13 protein-coding genes are annotated in these 17,352 nt (G+C 64.9%); 9 read left to right on the forward strand and 4 right to left on the reverse strand.

Features of this window, described 5'->3' with window-relative positions:
- The first annotated feature begins 42 nt into the window (after positions 1–42).
- The 5 genes from trhO to KSS93_RS10315 all read left to right on the forward strand — a co-directional run bounded on the left by trhO (position 43) and on the right by KSS93_RS10315 (position 6,954).
- On the forward strand, positions 43–975 hold the full coding sequence (trhO, locus tag KSS93_RS10295) for an oxygen-dependent tRNA uridine(34) hydroxylase TrhO (protein ID WP_217888183.1): 933 nt from the start codon (positions 43–45) through the stop codon (positions 973–975).
- Between the two features lie 3 nt (positions 976–978).
- Entirely contained in the window at positions 979–1,611 is a 633-nt protein-coding gene (locus KSS93_RS10300; RefSeq protein ID WP_217888184.1) for a DsbA family protein, read from the forward strand.
- A complete protein-coding gene (locus KSS93_RS10305; protein WP_217888185.1) occupies positions 1,604–3,436 on the forward strand; it encodes an ABC transporter ATP-binding protein in 1,833 nt (610 codons plus the stop codon). Before KSS93_RS10300 ends, KSS93_RS10305 begins: the two co-directional genes overlap by 8 nt.
- A 237-nt stretch (positions 3,437–3,673) precedes the next feature.
- Positions 3,674–6,130, forward strand: a complete 2,457-nt coding sequence (locus tag KSS93_RS10310) for an EAL domain-containing protein (protein ID WP_217888186.1) — start codon at positions 3,674–3,676, stop codon at positions 6,128–6,130.
- Positions 6,131–6,168: 38 nt separating this feature from the next.
- On the forward strand, positions 6,169–6,954 hold the full coding sequence (locus KSS93_RS10315) for an iron-containing redox enzyme family protein (protein ID WP_217888187.1): 786 nt from the start codon (positions 6,169–6,171) through the stop codon (positions 6,952–6,954).
- A gap of 111 nt (positions 6,955–7,065) precedes the next feature.
- Here KSS93_RS10315 and KSS93_RS10320 read toward each other — a convergent pair whose 3' ends face one another.
- The 4 genes from KSS93_RS10320 to KSS93_RS10335 form a co-directional block, all read right to left on the reverse strand.
- Positions 7,066–7,806, reverse strand: coding sequence for a YciK family oxidoreductase (locus KSS93_RS10320; RefSeq protein ID WP_217842304.1), 741 nt, complete (start codon positions 7,804–7,806; stop codon positions 7,066–7,068).
- 65 nt (positions 7,807–7,871) lie between these two features.
- Positions 7,872–8,543 carry an N-acetylmuramic acid 6-phosphate phosphatase MupP gene (gene mupP / locus KSS93_RS10325; RefSeq protein ID WP_217888188.1) on the reverse strand — a complete coding sequence of 224 codons (672 nt, stop codon included), beginning with the start codon at positions 8,541–8,543 and terminating at the stop codon, positions 7,872–7,874.
- Between the two features lie 2 nt (positions 8,544–8,545).
- Positions 8,546–9,244, reverse strand: coding sequence for a bifunctional 2-polyprenyl-6-hydroxyphenol methylase/3-demethylubiquinol 3-O-methyltransferase UbiG (gene ubiG, locus KSS93_RS10330; protein ID WP_217842306.1), 699 nt, complete (start codon positions 9,242–9,244; stop codon positions 8,546–8,548).
- Positions 9,245–9,307: 63 nt separating this feature from the next.
- Entirely contained in the window at positions 9,308–10,633 is a 1,326-nt protein-coding gene (locus tag KSS93_RS10335) for a TRZ/ATZ family hydrolase (protein ID WP_217888189.1), read from the reverse strand.
- A 111-nt stretch (positions 10,634–10,744) separates the two neighbouring features.
- Between KSS93_RS10335 and mtnA the strand changes: the two genes are divergently transcribed.
- The 4 genes from mtnA to pheA all read left to right on the forward strand — a co-directional run bounded on the left by mtnA (position 10,745) and on the right by pheA (position 17,351).
- The gene (mtnA, locus tag KSS93_RS10340; RefSeq protein WP_217888190.1) at positions 10,745–11,821 is read left to right on the forward strand and encodes an S-methyl-5-thioribose-1-phosphate isomerase; all 1,077 of its coding nucleotides are present in this window, start codon (positions 10,745–10,747) and stop codon (positions 11,819–11,821) included.
- A 352-nt stretch (positions 11,822–12,173) separates the two neighbouring features.
- Positions 12,174–14,939: a DNA gyrase subunit A gene (gene gyrA, locus KSS93_RS10345; protein WP_217888191.1), complete on the forward strand. Its 2,766-nt coding sequence runs from the start codon at positions 12,174–12,176 to the stop codon at positions 14,937–14,939.
- 232 nt (positions 14,940–15,171) lie between these two features.
- Positions 15,172–16,257 carry a 3-phosphoserine/phosphohydroxythreonine transaminase gene (gene serC, locus KSS93_RS10350; RefSeq protein WP_217842310.1) on the forward strand — a complete coding sequence of 362 codons (1,086 nt, stop codon included), beginning with the start codon at positions 15,172–15,174 and terminating at the stop codon, positions 16,255–16,257.
- Positions 16,257–17,351, forward strand: coding sequence for a prephenate dehydratase (gene pheA / locus KSS93_RS10355; RefSeq protein ID WP_217842311.1), 1,095 nt, complete (start codon positions 16,257–16,259; stop codon positions 17,349–17,351). The genes serC and pheA overlap by 1 nt, the downstream gene beginning before the upstream one ends.
- Position 17,352: the final 1 nt, after the last annotated feature.

Raw genomic sequence — 17,352 nt, forward strand, 5'->3', positions numbered from 1 at the left:
GGTTCGCCCCTTACGAGGGCAGCCACCTGGAGAATCAACGCAATGACCCAACCGATCGTCGTGGCGGCGCTGTACAAGTTCGTCACCCTCGAAGACTACGTCGAACTGCGCGAGCCGCTGCTCAAGGTGATGCTCGACAACGGCGTCAAAGGCACCTTGCTGCTGGCCAACGAAGGCATCAACGGCACCGTCTCGGCCACCCGCGAAGGCATCGATGGCCTGCTGGCCTGGCTGCGCAGCGACGCACGGCTGGTGGATATCGACCATAAAGAGTCGTACTGCGACGAGCAGCCGTTCTACCGCACCAAGGTCAAGCTCAAGAAAGAGATCGTCACCCTGGGTGTGCCGGGCGTCGACCCGAACAAGGCCGTTGGTACCTATGTCGAGCCCAAGGACTGGAACGCGCTGATCAGCGACCCCGAAGTGCTGCTGATCGACACGCGCAACGACTATGAAGTGGCCATCGGCACCTTCAAGGGCGCCCTCGACCCGAAGACCGAGACCTTCCGCGAGTTCCCCGAGTACATCAAGGCCAACTTCGACCCGAGCAAGCACAAGAAGGTGGCGATGTTCTGCACCGGTGGCATCCGCTGCGAAAAAGCCTCCAGCTACATGCTCGGAGAAGGCTTCGAAGAGGTCTATCATCTCAAGGGCGGCGTGCTGAAATACTTCGAGGAAGTAGCCCAGGACGAAAGCCTGTGGGAAGGCGACTGCTTCGTCTTCGACAACCGGGTCACCGTGCGCCACGACCTGAGCGAGGGCGAGTACGACCAGTGCCACGCCTGCCGCCACCCGATCGATGCGGCGGACCGCGAGTCCGAGCACTATTCGCCCGGTGTGAGCTGCCCGCATTGCTGGGATTCGCTGAGCGAGAAGACCCGGCGCAGCGCCATCGACCGGCAGAAGCAGATCGAGCTGGCCAAGGCGCGCAACCTGCCACACCCGATCGGTTTCAACTACAAAGCCGAGGCCTGATCCATGACTGCCCGCCTGATCTACGTGATGGACCCGATGTGCTCCTGGTGCTGGGGTTTCGCGCCGGTGGCCGAGGCCCTGATCGCCCAGGCCGCGGCCGCGGGCGTCAGCACCCGCCTGGTGCCCGGCGGCCTGCGCAGCGGCGGCAGTGCGCTGGACGCCTCGACCCGCAAGTACATCCTCGAGCACTGGCAGGCCGTGGCAGATGCCACTGGGCAGCCGTTTCTGTTCGACGGCGCCATGCCTGACGGTTTCGTCTACGATACCGAGCCTGCCTGCCGCGCCCTGGTGACCGCGCGCGAGCTGGACGAGGCGCGCATGTGGGGCCTGCTCAAGCTGATCCAGGCGTCGTTTTACCAGCAGGGCGTGGACGTTACCCGCGCCCCGCAGTTGGTGGAGCTGGCCGCACAGGCCGGCTTCGACCGTGAGACGTTCGCCCAACGCTTTGCCGGCCATGACGCCCGCGCCGCCACCAGCGCCGATTTTGCCTGGGTGCAGGACCTGGGCATTGCCGGCTTCCCCACGCTGCTGGCTGAGCGCAACGGCCAGCTGGCCTTGCTGACCAACGGCTACCAGCCGCTGGACAGCCTGCAACCCTTGCTCGGCCGCTGGCTGCAGCAGGCTGCCTGTGCTTGATGTGCCCGGGTCGCCCGACCCGGTGCCCGGGAAGCCCTCCGTTGTGCCCGACCGCCTGAGCTGGGCGGAAATCCGCCGCCTGGCCCTGCACCACAAGAAAGCCCTGTGGACCGCCAACCTGGTGGCCGTGCTTGCGGCCCTGTGCAGCGTGCCCATTCCGTTGCTGCTGCCGCTGCTGGTGGACGAAGTGCTGCTGGGCCGCGGCGACGCCGCGCTGAAGTGGATGAACCAGTTTTTGCCCGCCGGCTGGCAGGTGGCGGCAGGTTATATCGGCTTGATGCTTGCCTTCACCCTGAGCCTGCGCCTGGCGGCGCTGGCCTTCAACGTGGTGCAGGCCAAGCTGTTTGCCGGGTTGGCCAAGGATATCGTCTACCGTCTGCGCATCCGCCTGATCGAGCGGCTCAAGCGCATATCACTGAAAGAGTACGAAAGCCTGGGCAGCGGCACGGTGACCACGCATCTGGTCACCGACCTGGACACCCTCGACAAGTTCGTCGGCGAAACCCTCAGCCGCTTTTTGGTGGCCGTGCTCACGCTTACCGGCACTGCCGCCATATTGATGTGGATGCACTGGCAGCTGGCGCTGTTGATCCTGCTGTTCAACCCGCTGGTGATCTACTTCACCGTGCAGTTGGGCAAGCGCGTCAAGCACCTGAAAAAGCTCGAGAACGACAGCACCGCGCGTTTTACCCAAGCGCTGAGCGAAACCCTTGATGCCATTCAGGAGATCCGTGCCGGAAACCGCCAGGGTTACTTCCTCGGCCGGCTGGGCCTGCGTGCCCGCGAAGTGCGCGACTACGCCGTGGCCTCGCAATGGAAGAGCGACGCCAGCGGGCGTGCCAGCGGGCTGTTGTTCCAGTTCGGCATCGACATCTTCCGCGCCGCGGCCATGCTCACCGTGCTGTTCTCCGACCTGTCCATCGGCCAGATGCTGGCGGTGTTCAGCTACCTGTGGTTCATGATCGGCCCGGTGGAGCAGTTGCTCAACCTGCAGTACGCCTACTACGCCGCAGGCGGCGCCCTGAGTCGGCTCAACGAGCTGCTGGCGCGGGCCGACGAGCCGCAGTACCCTGCGGCCAGCGACCCCTTTGCCGGGCGCCAGACGCTGGGTATCGAGGTACGCGACCTGCGCTTCGCCTACGCCGACGAGCCGGTGCTGGACCAGCTGAACCTGGCCATTGCCCCCGGCGAGAAGGTGGCCATTGTCGGCGCCAGCGGCGGCGGCAAGAGCACCCTGGTGCAACTGCTGCTGGGGCTGTACAGCGCCCAGGCCGGCACCATTCGCTTTGGTGGCGCGAGCCTGCAGGAAATTGGCCTTGAGACCCTGCGCGAAAACGTGGCGGTGGTGCTGCAGCACCCGTCGCTGTTCAACGACAGCGTGCGCGCCAACCTGACAATGGGCTGCGACTGCACCGACGAAGCCTGCTGGCAGGCGCTGCGCATCGCCCAGCTGGATGCCACCATCGCCGCACTGCCCCAGGGCCTGGACAGCGTGGTCGGGCGTTCCGGCGTGCGTCTTTCGGGCGGGCAGCGCCAGCGCCTGGCCATTGCCCGCATGGTATTGGCCGAGCCCAAGGTGGTGATCCTGGATGAGGCCACCTCGGCGCTGGATGCTGCCACCGAGTACAACCTGCACCAGGCATTGGCGCGTTTTCTGGTCGGGCGTACCACGCTGATCATCGCCCACCGGCTGTCGGCGGTTAAACAGGCCGACCGGGTGCTGGTGTTCGATGGCGGGCATGTGGCCGAGGATGGCGACCACCAGCAGCTGATTGCCGAGGGTGGGTTGTATGCCAAGTTGTATGGGCACCTGCAGCAAACCTGAGCCTGGCCATTTGTAGGAGCGGCCTTGTGCCGCGATGGGCTGCGTAGCAGCCCCGATCCAGGCAGCCTTGATGATTGCTGGGGCTGCTTTGCAGCCCTTCGCGGCGCAAGGCCGCTCCTGCAAGGGCGTGCGCGATTTCCCTGCCTTCAAAATCCCCGTCGCACGCATGGCAAATGGCCTACGCTGAGCGTTGTCTAGGTCGATTCGTGCCTTATCTGCCGCAGTGACAGGGACTACATGAAGGGAAATCGGACTCTCGAGGCGCCAAGGCTGCTGGGTATCATCTGGCCGTTCGTCGCTGTTGTGTTGTTCCAGGTGCTGCTGGGCAGCGCCAGCCTTTATGCCTTGTCGGCGGTGCGCGCCTACGTGGCGGGCGAGAGCCTGTGGTCCAAGGCGCAGAAGGACGCCATCTACTACCTGAGCCTGTACGCCGACGACCGCCACCCGCTGACCTACCAGCGCTACCGCCAGGCCATTCTGGTGCCCCAGGGCGACCACGACCTGCGCGTGGCCCTGGACCTGCCCCGGCCCGACCTGGACGCCGCGCGCAAGGGCATCTTGCAGGGCGGCAACCACCCCGACGATGTCGCCCGGATCATCTGGTTCTACCGTAACTTCCGCCAGGTCAGCTACCTGCAGACCGCCATCGACTACTGGGATGTCGGCGACGACTACCTGCGCCAGCTCGATGTGCTGGCCGGGCAGATGCGCGAGGGCTTTGCCAGCGGCGCGGCCGATGCCCGCCAGGTAGCCGAATGGAAGGCGCGCATCGTTGCCATCAACGACGGCGTGACCCCGGCCGCCAAGGCCTTCAGTGACGCGCTGGGCGAAGGTTCACGCATGCTGCTGCGGGTGCTGATGATCACCAACCTGGTCACGGCGCTGTTCCTGATCGCCATGGCCTGGCGCCGCTCGGGCAAGCTGCTGGCCCAGCGCCAGGCCTTCGCCATGGCGTTGCAGGAAGAGAAAGAGCGGGCGCAGGTTACCCTGGAGTCGATTGGCGATGCGGTGATCACCACCGATGTCGACGGCTGCATCGCCTACATGAACCCCGCCGCCGAGCAACTGACCCACTGGCAGGCGGCCCAGGCCGAAGGCTTGCCGTTGGCAGCGCTGTTCAGCCTGCTCGACGAAAACGCCGAAAAAGACAGCCGCACCCTGGTCGAGCAGGTGCTCAGCGGCAGCCTCAAGGGCGGCGCCGAGCACGCCCGGCTGATCCAGCGCCTGGATGGCAGCACGGTGTCGGTCAACCTGGTGGGCTCGCCGATTCTTACCGACGGCCAGGTCAGCGGCATCGTCGTCGTGCTGCACGACATGACCCAGGAGCGCCAGTACATCGCCAACCTGTCGTGGCAGGCCACCCACGACGCCCTGACCGGGCTGGCCAACCGCCGCGAGTTCGAGTACCGCCTGGAGCAGGCGCTGAACGGTCTGTCGCGCCAGGCCGGCCGGCATTCGCTGATGTTCCTCGACCTGGACCAGTTCAAGCTGGTCAACGACACCTGCGGGCACGCCGCCGGCGACGAACTGCTGCGGCACATTTGCGCTGTGCTGCAATCGGGCCTGCGCGAGGTTGACACCCTGGCGCGCCTTGGCGGCGACGAATTCGGCGTGCTGCTGGAAAACTGCCCGTCAGAGCAGGCCGAACGCATCGCCGAGCAACTGCGCCAAGCCGTGCAAAGCCTGCATTTTGTGTGGAAGGGCAGACCGTTTGTCACCACCGTGAGCATTGGCCTGGTGCATATCGCCCAGGCGCCCAGCACGCTCGAGGCTTCGCTGCGCGCCGCCGACATGGCCTGCTACATGGCCAAGGAGAAGGGCCGCAACCGGGTGCAGGTGTATCACGCCGACGACAGCGAGCTGTCGATGCGTTTTGGCGAGATGGCCTGGATCCAGCGCCTGCACGTGGCCCTGGAAGAGAACCGCTTCTGCCTGTACGCCCAGGAAATCGCACCGCTGAAGGCCATGGAGGGCGCCGGCCATATCGAGATTTTGCTGCGCCTGCACGATGAAAGCGGCCGCACCATCCTGCCCGACAGTTTCATCCCCGCCGCCGAGCGTTACGGGCTGATGACCGCGCTGGACCGCTGGGTGGTGCGCAGCGTGTTCCAGGTGATTCGCCAGTGCCTGGACGAAGGCCGCGAGGGGCCGCTGGCCATGTGCGCGATCAACCTGTCGGGCACCAGCATCGGCGATGACAAGTTCCTCGAGTACCTGCAGCGGCTGTTTGGCGAGTTCGATATACCGCCGCGCTTAATCTGTTTTGAAATAACCGAGACCAGCGCTATCGCGAATTTGGGAAGCGCTATTCGCTTCATCAATGAATTGAAGGGCCTGGGTTGCAAGTTCTCCCTGGACGATTTCTGCGCCGGAATGTCGTCATTCGCGTATTTGAAGCATTTGCCAGTAGACTTCCTGAAGATCGACGGAAGTTTCGTCAAAGACATGCTCGACGACCCGATCAACCGGGCGATGGTCGAAGTGATCAATCACATCGGCCACGTCATGGGCAAGCGGACCATTGCCGAGTTCGTCGAGACACCGCTGATCGAGCAGGCCTTGCAGGAAATCGGCGTCGATTACGCCCAGGGCTACCTGATCGAACGCCCGCAGGTGTTCACCTGCGACAGCCTGCAGCGCCAACGGATTGCAGCGAGGCCCCTGTTGCACAGGGCGCCAGGGACCTTTCGCTGAGCAATGACGGTAAATCACAGGGAATCAAGGAGCTGACAGTGATTGACGCGTTCGTACGGATCGGGCCCTTGATGGACCCGGCAAGTTATCCGGATTGGGCCCAGCAACTGATCGAAGATTGCCGCCAGAGCAAGCGCCGCGTGGTGGAACATGAGTTCTACCAGCGTTTGCGCGACGGCCAGCTGCGCCCGGCGACCATCCGCCAGTACCTGATCGGCGGCTGGCCGGTGGTGGAGCAGTTCTCGCTGTACATGGCCCACAACCTGCAAAAGACCCGCTACGGCCGCCATGCCGGTGAAGACATGGCGCGGCGCTGGCTGATGCGCAACATCCGCGTCGAGCTCAACCACGCCGACTACTGGGTGCATTGGTGCCAGGCCCATGGTATCCACCTGCGCGACCTGCAGGCCCAGGAGGTGCCGCCGGAGCTCAACGGCCTCAACGACTGGTGCTGGCGGGTGTGCGCCACCGAGTCACTGGCGATTGCCATGGCGGCGACCAACTACGCCATCGAGGGTGCCACGGGCGAGTGGGCGGCGGTGGTGTGCGCCGGTGACACCTACGCCCAGGGCTTTGCCGACGAAGACCGCAAGCGGGCGATGAAGTGGCTGAAGATGCACGCGCAGTACGACGATGCACACCCCTGGGAGGCGCTGGAGATCATCTGCACCCTGGCCGGCGAAAACCCCACGCTGGGGTTGCGCACCGAACTGCGCCGGGCGATCTGCAAGAGCTACGACTGCATGTTCCTGTTCCTGGAACGTTGCATGCAACTGGAGGGGCGCCAGCAGGGGCGCCTGCGCCCGGCGCTGGCGGCGGGCTGAAGCCTGTGTTGGCTTCTTCGCGGGCAAGCCCGCTCCCACAGGGTGGCGCAATCGTTGAAGGTGGCGTTCCTGTGGGAGCGGGCTTGCCCGCGAAGAGGCCGGTTCAGGTCATCACTGCGCGTTCAGCGCTTGCCCGTTCACATCTTTGCTGTCCGGCCCCATCAGGTACAGGTACACCGGCATGATCTCTTCAGGCAGCGGGTTGTTCTGCGGGTTCTCGCTGGGGTAGGCCTGGGCGCGCATCGCGGTGCGGGTGGCACCGGGGTTGATGCTGTTGGAGCGCACCGGGGCCACGCCTTCTAGCTCGTCGGCCAGCGTCTGCATCAGGCCTTCTGTGGCGAACTTCGACACGCCATAAGCACCCCAGTAGGCGCGGCCTTTGCGCCCGACGCTGCTCGAGGTGAATACCACCGAGGCGTCCTCCGACAGCTTGAGCAGCGGCAGCAGGGTGCTGGTGAGCATGAAGGTGGCGTTGACGTTGATGTGCATCACGCGCATGAAGTTGTCGCCCGACAACTGCTCGGTGGGCGTGCGCGGGCCGATGATCGAGGCATTGTTGAGCAGCCCGTCGAGGCGGCCGAACTGGTCTTCGATCATCACCGCCAGCTCGTCGTACTGGTGGGGCAGGGCGGTTTCCAGGTTGAACGGGATCACCACCGGCTGTGGGTGGCCGGCGGCTTCGATCTGGTCGTAGACCTCGTTCAGGTTGGCCTCGGTCTTGCCCAGCAGCAGCACGGTGGCGCCCAGGGCGGCATAGGCCTTGGCGGCAGCAGCGCCGATGCCGCGGCCGGCGCCGGTGACCAGGATGATGCGGCCCTTGAGCAGGTCGGGGCGGGCGGTGTAGTCGAACATGTGATGTGTCCTTGAAATCTGTGGGCGGCACAGTCCCTGTAGGAGCGGGTGTCAGGCCTGGGAAGTCAGCAGCCGCACAGCGCGCTGTCGATCACCTTGCGCAGTTCCAGCGGGTGGTCCACCACCACGTCGGCGCCCCAGTTGTTGGGGTTGTCCTCGGGGTGAATATAGCCATAGCGCACGGCGGCGGTGCGGGTGCCGGCATCGCGGCCGGACTCGATGTCGCGCAGGTCGTCACCGACGAACAAGACGCTGGCCGGGTCCAGGTTCAGGGTCTTGCAGGCCAGGATCAGCGGCTCGGGGTCGGGTTTGCTGTTTTTCACGTGGTCGGGGCAGATCAGCAGCGCCGAACGCTCGGCCAGGCCCAGCTGCTGCATGATCGGCTCGGCGAAGCGCACCGGCTTGTTGGTGACCACGCCCCACAGCAGGTTGCCGCGCTCGATGTCGGCCAACAGCTCCGGCATGCCGTCGAACAGCTTGCTGTGCACCGCGCAGTCGCGCTGGTAGCGCTCGAGGAACTCCAGGCGCAGGGCCTCGAAGCCGTCGCTGTCGGGCTCGATGGCGAAGGTGGCGGCAACCATGGCGCGGGCGCCACCGGAGATCACCTCGCGAATGCGCGCGTCGTCGACCGCCGGCAGGCCGCGCTCGGCGAGCATCGCCTGACAGATGGCGATGAAGTCTGGCGCGGTGTCCAGCAGGGTGCCGTCCATGTCGAAGAGTACTGCTCGCAGGCGCATGCTCATTCCTCGCGCAGGGTCTGGATCATGTAGTTGACGTCGACGTCGGTGCTCAGCTTGTAGTGCTTGGTCAGCGGGTTGTAGGTCAGCCCGACGATGTCCTTCACTTCAAGGCCGGCAACGCGGCTCCAGGCGCCAAGCTCGGATGGGCGGATGAATTTCTTGAAGTCGTGGGTGCCGCGCGGCAGCATCTTGAGGATGTACTCGGCGCCGATGATCGCCAGCAGGTAAGCCTTGGGGTTGCGGTTGATGGTGGAGAAGAACACCTGCCCGCCGGGTTTGACCATGCGGTAGCAGGCGCGGATCACCGACGAGGGGTCGGGCACGTGCTCGAGCATCTCAAGGCAGGTGACCACGTCGAACTGCTCGGGCATTTCTTCGGCCAGGGCTTCGGCGGTGATCTGCCGGTACTCCACCTGCACGCCGGACTCCAGTTGGTGCAGTTGGGCCACCGCCAGTGGCGCCTCGCCCATGTCGATGCCGGTGACGGTGGCGCCGCGCTGGGCCATGGCTTCGCTGAGGATGCCGCCGCCGCAACCGACGTCCAGCACTTTTTTGCCGGCGAGGCTGACGCGCTCGTCGATCCAGTTGACCCGCAGCGGGTTGATGTCGTGCAGCGGCTTGAACTCGCTTTCGCGGTCCCACCAGCGGTGGGCCAGGGCTTCGAATTTGGCGATTTCGGCGTGGTCGACGTTGCTCATCTGAACAGTCCTCTGAAACTCATGTAAATAGTGCACAGGGCGCCAGCCTGGGCTGGCGGCCGGTCATTCCTGGCGCCCGTTGATGCGGGCGCCCCAGGCGCGGGCGGTATTGGCCAGCGCGGTTTCATCCATTTGCGTCAGGCGCCGGTCCAGCAGCAGCGGCTGGCCGGCGACCCAGACGTCTTTGACGCAGTCACGGCCGGTGGCATAGATCAGTTGCGACACCGGGCAATGCACCGGCTGCTGCAGCAGGCCGTTGAGGTCGAAGGCGACCACGTCGGCGGCCTTGCCCACTTGCAGCGAACCGGTAACGGCCGCAAGGCCCAGCGCCCGGGCGCCATTAAGGGTGGCCATGCGCAGTGCGCGGTGGGCGTCCAGCGCGGTGGCGCTGCCGGCCACGGCCTTGGCCAGCAGGGCTGCGGTGCGGGTTTCGCCGAGCAGGTCGAGGTCGTTGTTGCTGGCTGCACCATCGGTGCCCACGGCCACGTTGACCCCGGCCTGCCACAGGCGTTCGACCGGGCAGAAGCCGCTGGCCAGCTTGAGGTTGCTTTCCGGGCAGTGAACCACGCTGGTGTTGCTTTCTACCAGCAGGGCCAGATCGTCGTCGCTGACCTGGGTCATGTGCACCGCTTGCAGGTTGGGCCCCAGCAGGCCCAGGCGGGCGAGGCGCGCCAGCGGGCGTTCGCCGCTGTCAGCGACGGCCTGCTCGACTTCGCCGGCAGTTTCGTGGATGTGCATGTGCACCGGGGCATCCAGCTGGTCGGCGACCACGCGGATTTTTTCCAGGCTGGCGTCGCTCAGGGTGTAGGGCGCGTGGGGGCCGAGGGCGACGCTGATGCGCGGGTGGTGGCGCAGGTCGCCGAACAGTTCGATGGCCTGGTGCAGGGCTTCTTCCGGGGTGCGCGCGCCGGGGATGGGGAAGTCCAGCAGCGGTGCGGCGATTTGCGCGCGGATGCCGCTGCGGTGTACCCGGTCACAGGCTTCGCGGGGGAAGAAGTACATGTCGGCAAAGCAGGTGATGCCGCCCTTGAGCTGCTCGGCGATGGCAAGGTCGGTGCCGTCGCGCACGAAGGCTTCGTCGACCCAGCGCCCTTCGGCCGGCCAGATATGCTCCTTGAGCCAGGTCATCAACGGCAGGTCGTCGGCCAGGCCGCGGAACAGGGTCATGGCGGCGTGGCCGTGGGCGTTGATCAGCCCTGGGGTGAGCACGCAGCCAGGCAGCTCGCGCACTTGCAGCGCATGCGGGGCGCGTTCGCGCGGCCCGAGCCAGGCGATCAGGCCGTCGCGCATTCCCAGTGCATGGCCTTCGAGCACCACGCCGGCCGGCTCCACGGGCACCAGCCAGGCAGGTGCCAGCAGCAGGTCGAGAGGGGGAGTGGGGCTGGGCATGCGGGGCATCTACCTGGGCGCTGTCGGTTAAACGCGCAGTATACCCGAGCACCCGTTGCCGAGGGTCGCTATAATCGCCGGCTTTTCATGGCCGGGTAACGGGAAATGGCGATGCGCGAGCAACTCTTGGCAGCAGAGACGGTGACAGGCATCGCGTGGCGCGACGGCGTGCTGCATCTGCTCGACCAGCGTTTGCTGCCGCTCGAGCAGCATTGGCTGGCGTGCAGCGACGTGGCGCAGGTGGCCGAGGCAATCGGCGACATGGTGGTGCGCGGCGCCTCGGCCATCGGCATTTGCGCCGCTTATGGGCTGGTGTTGGCGCTGCGCCAGCGCCTGGCCGAGGGCGAGGGCTGGGAAGAGGCGCTGGAAGAAGACTTTCTGCTGCTGGGCGAGGCGCGCCCGACGCCGGCCAACCTGTTCTGGGCGCTCAACCGCATGCGTGAGCGCCTGCAGCGGGTGCGCCCTGATGAAGACCTGCTGGCGGTGATGGAAGCGGAGGCTGTGGCCATCCATGACAGCGACCGCGAGGCCAACCTGACCATGGCTCAGTTCGGCCTGGAGCACATGCGCAAGCACCAGGGTAGCGAGCAGGCCCTGCTCACCCATGGCAATGCCGGGGCGCTGGGCAGTGGCGGCTTTGGCACTGCGCTGGCGGTGATCCGTGCTGCGGCCATGGAGGGCATGGTCGAGCAGGTGTATGTGTGCGAGACCCGCCCCTGGCTGCAGGGTTCGCGCCTGACGGCCTGGGAGCTGGCGGTGGACGGTGTGCCGGTGGCAGTGGTCGCCGATGCTGCGGCCGGGCACCTGATGAAGACCAAGGGCATCACCTGGGTGGTGGTCGGCGCCGACTGCATCGCTGCCAATGGCGACGTGGCGGCGAAGATCGGCACTTATCAGCTGGCGGTGACTGCCATGCACCATGGCCTGCGCTTCATGGTGGTGGCGCCGAGCAGCAGCATCGACCTGAACCTGCCCACCGGTGAGGACATCACCCTGGAAGTGCGCGGCGAGGAAGAGTTGCTGGAAGTAGAGGGTATTCAGGTGACCGCGGATATCGAGGCATACAACCCGGTGGTGGATGTGACGCCGGCCGACCTGATCGATGTGATCGTCACCGAAAAAGGCGTGGTCGAGCGGCCGGATGTGGCCAAGATCGCCCAGTTGATGTGCCGCAAGCGCCTGCATTGAAGGCATGCGGTACCTGTGAGTGAGAGGCGGGGCTGCTGGGCAGCCCATTGCGGGCAAGCCTGCTCCTGCAGGTGCAGCGCCTGGCTTGCGAAGGGGTGTTTTCTCACTCATTCGGATGGGCTTTTGATCAGCTGTGCGGCCCCTTGCCATATCTCCCATGCGCCAAGGCTTTGTGGTAACATCCGGCAGTTTCCAAGGCCGCCCATGCGCGCGGCCTTCATTGCGCAGATCCATGGCACAACTCATTGATTTGTCGTATGTCGTCGCACCTACCTAACGCTGCGGCGGCGAGCTTCGTTCGTCCTTCGAGGGATCAGGCGAAGTTTCACCAGAAAAAGGAATCAGGCTTCTCATGGGCGAACTGGCCAAAGAAATCCTCCCGGTCAATATCGAAGACGAACTGAGACAGTCTTACCTCGACTACGCGATGAGCGTGATTGTCGGGCGAGCGCTGCCCGATGCACGTGACGGCTTGAAGCCCGTGCATCGCCGCGTGCTGTACGCGATGAGCGAACTGGGCAACGACTGGAACAAGCCGTACAAGAAATCCGCCCGTGTGGTCGGTGACGTGATCGGTAAGTACCACCCGCACGGCGACACCGCCGTGTACGACACCATCGTGCGTATGGCGCAGCCGTTCTCGCTGCGCTACCTGCTGGTCGATGGCCAGGGCAACTTCGGTTCGGTGGACGGCGACAACGCCGCGGCCATGCGATACACCGAAGTGCGCATGACCAAGCTGGCCCACGAGCTGCTGGCCGACCTGCACAAAGAAACTGTCGACTGGGTACCCAACTACGACGGCACCGAGCAGATCCCGGCGGTCATGCCGACCAAGATCCCCAACCTGCTGGTCAACGGTTCCAGCGGTATTGCCGTGGGCATGGCCACCAACATTCCGCCGCACAACCTGGGCGAAGTGATCGATGGTTGCCTGGCGCTGATCGACAATTCGGACATCACGGTCGATGAGCTGATGCAGTTCATCCCGGGCCCGGACTTCCCGACCGCCGGCCAGATCAACGGCCGCCAGGGCATCATCGATGCCTACCGCACCGGCCGTGGCCGCATCTACATGCGTGCCCGCTCGATCATCGAGGACATCGACAAGGTCGGTGGCCGCCAGCAGATCGTCGTCACCGAGCTGCCGTACCAGCTGAACAAGGCGCGGCTGATCGAGAAGATCGCCGAGCTGGTCAAAGAGAAGAAGATCGAAGGCATCACCGAGCTGCGCGACGAGTCCGACAAGGACGGCATGCGTATCGTCATCGAGCTGCGTCGCGGCGAGGTGCCGGAGGTGGTGCTGAACAACCTCTACCAGCAAACCCAGCTGCAGAGCGTGTTCGGCATCAACATCGTCGCCCTGATCGACGGTCGCCCGCGCCTGCTCAACCTCAAGGATTTGCTCGAAGCGTTCGTCCGTCACCGCCGTGAAGTGGTGACCCGGCGTACCGTATTCGAGCTGCGCAAGGCCCGCGAGCGTGGCCACATTCTTGAAGGCCAGGCGGTTGCGCTGTCGAACATCGACCCGGTCATCGCCATGATCAAGGCTTCGCCGACGCCGTCCGAGGCTAAGGAAGCGCTGGTCAGCACCGCCTGGGAATCCAGCGCCGTGCAGGTGATGGTCGAGCGCGCCGGTGCCGAATCGTGCCGCCCGGAAGACCTGCCCGAGCAATACGGCCTGCGTGATGGCAAGTATTACCTGTCGCCGGAACAGGCTCAGGCGATTCTTGACCTGCGCCTGCACCGCCTGACCGGCCTCGAGCACGAGAAGCTGCTGGCCGAGTACCAGGAAATCCTCGAGCAGATCGGCGAGCTGATCCGCATCCTCAGCAGCGCCACGCGCCTGATGGAAGTGATTCGCGAAGAACTCGAAGCGATCCGTGCCGAGTACGGCGATGCACGCCGCACCGAGATCCTCAACGCCAGCCACGACCTCAACTACGGCGACATGATCCCCGAAGAAGAGCGCGTGGTGACCATCTCCCACGGTGGTTACGCCAAGACCCAACCGCTGTCCGCTTACCAGGCCCAGCGCCGTGGCGGCAAGGGCAAGTCGGCCACCGGCGTCAAGGACGAGGACTACATCGAGCACCTGCTGGTTGCCAACAGCCACGCCACCCTGCTGCTGTTCTCCAGCAAGGGCAAGGTGTACTGGAAGAAGACCTACGAAATCCCCGAAGCGTCCCGCGCTGCCCGTGGCCGCCCGCTGGTGAACCTGCTGCCGCTTGAAGAGGGCGAGCGCATCACCGCGATGCTGCAGATCGACCTTGAGGCGCTGCAGCAGCACGCCGACCCTGAGGAAGAGCTGGAAGACAGCGACGAGAGCGTGCTCGAGGGCGAGCTGGTCGAAGTCGAGGAAGTCGACGAAGAAGACGGCGACACCCTTGAGTGGGCCGCCGACCCGACTGGCGCGTACATCTTCATGGCCACCGCCTCCGGTACCGTCAAGAAGACCCCGCTGGTGCAGTTCGCCCGTCCGCGCTCCAACGGTTTGATCGCGCTCAAGCTCAAGGAAGGTGACACCCTGATCGCTGCCGCCATTACTGACGGCGCCAAGGAAGTCATGATGTTCTCCGACGCGGGCAAGGTGATCCGCTTCGCCGAGAGCGTGGTGCGTGAAATGGGCCGTACTGCCCGCGGTGTGCGCGGCATGAAGCTGGGCAAGGGCCAGCAGATCATTTCGATGCTGATCCCTGAGTCTGGTGCGCAGATCCTTACCGCCTCCGAGCGAGGCTTCGGCAAGCGCACCCCGCTGTCCAAGTTCCCGCGGCGCGGGCGTGGTGGCCAGGGCGTGATCGCCATGGGCACCAAGGGGCGCAACGGTTTGCTGATCGGCGCCATCCAGGTGCAGGAAGGCGAGGAGATCATGCTGATTTCCGACCAGGGTACCTTGGTGCGCACGCGGGTCGGCGAGGTGTCCAGCCTGGGCCGTAACACCCAGGGCGTGACGCTGATCAAGCTGGCCAGCGACGAGACGCTGGTGGGCCTGGAGCGAATCCAGGAGCCGTCCGAGGATGAGCTCGACGATATCGTCGAGGGCGACGAGGCTGACACCGGCGTGCTGGATGCGGCAGGTGAGGACAGCGCCGGCGCCGAAGAGGCACCGCAGGAATAAGCAAGTGCACTACCCGAACGGGGCGACCAAGGTCGCCCCGTTTGACTGATAAGGGGTTGGACCCTATCCGCAGGCCAGGCAGATATCCTGTGGGAGCGGGTTCACCCGCGAAGAAGACACCGCGGTGTATGGCAAGGGCTTCGCCCTTGTTCGCGGGTAAACCCGCTCCTACAGGGGTTCCGGCGGCATCGAAGATTTACGATTTGTTCTATTTGGCAGAGCGAGAGTGGATGTGAGCAAACGAGCCTTTAACTTCTGCGCAGGCCCTGCCGCGCTTCCAGACGCTGTGCTGCAGCGTGCCCAGGCCGAAATGCTGGACTGGCGTGGCAAGGGCTTGTCGGTGATGGAAATGAGCCATCGCAGCGACGACTACGTGGCCATCGCCGAAAAGGCCGAGCAGGACCTGCGTGACCTGCTGTCCGTCCCCTCCAACTACAAGGTGCTGTTCCTGCAGGGTGGCGCCAGTCAGCAGTTCGCCGAGATTCCGCTGAACCTGCTGCCGGAAAACGGCACCGCCGACTATGTCGAAACCGGCATCTGGTCGAAAAAAGCCATCGAAGAGGCCCGCCGTTTCGGTAGCGTCAACGTGGCTGCCAGCGCCAAGCCCTACGACTACCTGGCTATCCCCGGCCAGAACGAGTGGAAGCTGACCAAGAACGCTGCCTACGTTCACTATGCGTCCAACGAAACCATCGGCGGCCTGCAGTTCGACTGGGTGCCGGAAACCGGTGACGTGCCGCTGGTGGTGGACATGTCTTCGGATATTCTCTCGCGCCCGATCGATGTGTCGCAGTACGGCCTGATCTACGCCGGTGCGCAAAAGAACATCGGCCCGAGCGGCCTGGTGGTGGTGATCGTGCGTGAAGACCTGCTGGGCCGCGCCCGCAGCAGCTGCCCGACCATGCTCGACTACAAGGTCTCGGCCGACAACGGCTCGATGTACAACACCCCGGCTACTTACTCCTGGTACCTCTCGGGCCTGGTATTCGAGTGGCTCAAGGAGCAGGGCGGCGTCGAGGCCATGGAGCAGCGCAACCGCGCCAAGAAAGACCGCCTGTACGGCTTCATCGACAGCAGCGACTTCTACAGCAACCCGATCAGCCACAACGCCCGTTCGTGGATGAACGTGCCGTTCCGCCTGGCTGACGAGCGCCTGGACAAGGCCTTCCTGGCCGGTGCCGACGCCCGGGGCCTGCTCAATCTCAAGGGCCACCGTTCGGTCGGTGGCATGCGCGCCTCGATCTACAACGCTCTGGGCCAGGAGTCCGTCGAGGCCCTGGTGGCCTACATGGCCGAATTCGAGAAGGAGCACGGCTGATGTCCGAACAGGAACTCAAGGCCCTGCGCGTTCGCATCGACAGCCTCGACGAGAAGATCCTCGAGCTGATCAGCGACCGTGCCCGCTGCGCCGAAGAAGTGGCGCGGGTCAAGACTGCCTCGCTGGCCGAGGGCGAAAAGCCGGTGTTCTACCGCCCCGAGCGTGAAGCCGCCGTGCTCAAGCGCGTGATGGAGCGCAACAAGGGCCCGCTGGGTAACGAAGAGATGGCGCGGTTGTTCCGCGAGATCATGTCCTCGTGCCTGGCCCTGGAAGAGCCGCTGAAAGTGGCGTACCTGGGCCCTGAGGGCACCTTCACCCAGGCTGCGGCCATGAAGCACTTCGGCCATGCCGTGGTCAGCCGCCCGATGGCGGCCATCGACGAGGTGTTCCGCGAAGTGGCGGCCGGCGCCGTCAACTTCGGCGTGGTGCCGGTGGAGAACTCCACCGAGGGTGCCGTCAGCCACACCCTGGACAGCTTCCTTGAGCATGACATGGTGATCTGCGGCGAAGTCGAGCTGCGCATTCACCACCACCTGCTGGTGGGCGAGAACACCAAGACCAACAGCATCACCCGCATCTATTCGCACGCCCAGTCGCTGGCCCAGTGCCGCAAGTGGCTGGACGCGCACTACCCGAACGTCGAGCGCATTGCTGTTTCGAGCAATGCCGAGGCGGCCAAGCGGGTCAAGGGTGAGTGGAACTCTGCGGCGATCGCCGGCGATATGGCGGCCAATCTGTATGGTTTGACCCGCCTGGCCGAGAAGATCGAAGACCGTCCGGACAACTCCACGCGTTTCTTGATGATCGGCCAGCAGGAAGTGCCGCCGACCGGCGACGACAAGACTTCGATCATTGTCTCCATGAGCAACAAGCCAGGCGCCTTGCACGAGCTGCTGGTGCCGTTCCATGAAAACGGCATCGACCTGACCCGCATCGAGACCCGTCCGTCGCGCAGTGGCAAGTGGACCTACGTGTTCTTCATCGACTTCGTCGGCCATCACCGCGACCCGCTGATCAAGGCGGTGCTGGAGCAGATCAGCCAGGAGGCTGTGGCGCTGAAGGTGCTGGGGTCGTATCCGAAAGCGGTGCTCTGAG

It is taken from the genome of Pseudomonas xanthosomatis (assembly GCF_019139835.1).
Lineage (GTDB): Bacteria > Pseudomonadota > Gammaproteobacteria > Pseudomonadales > Pseudomonadaceae > Aquipseudomonas > Aquipseudomonas fakonensis.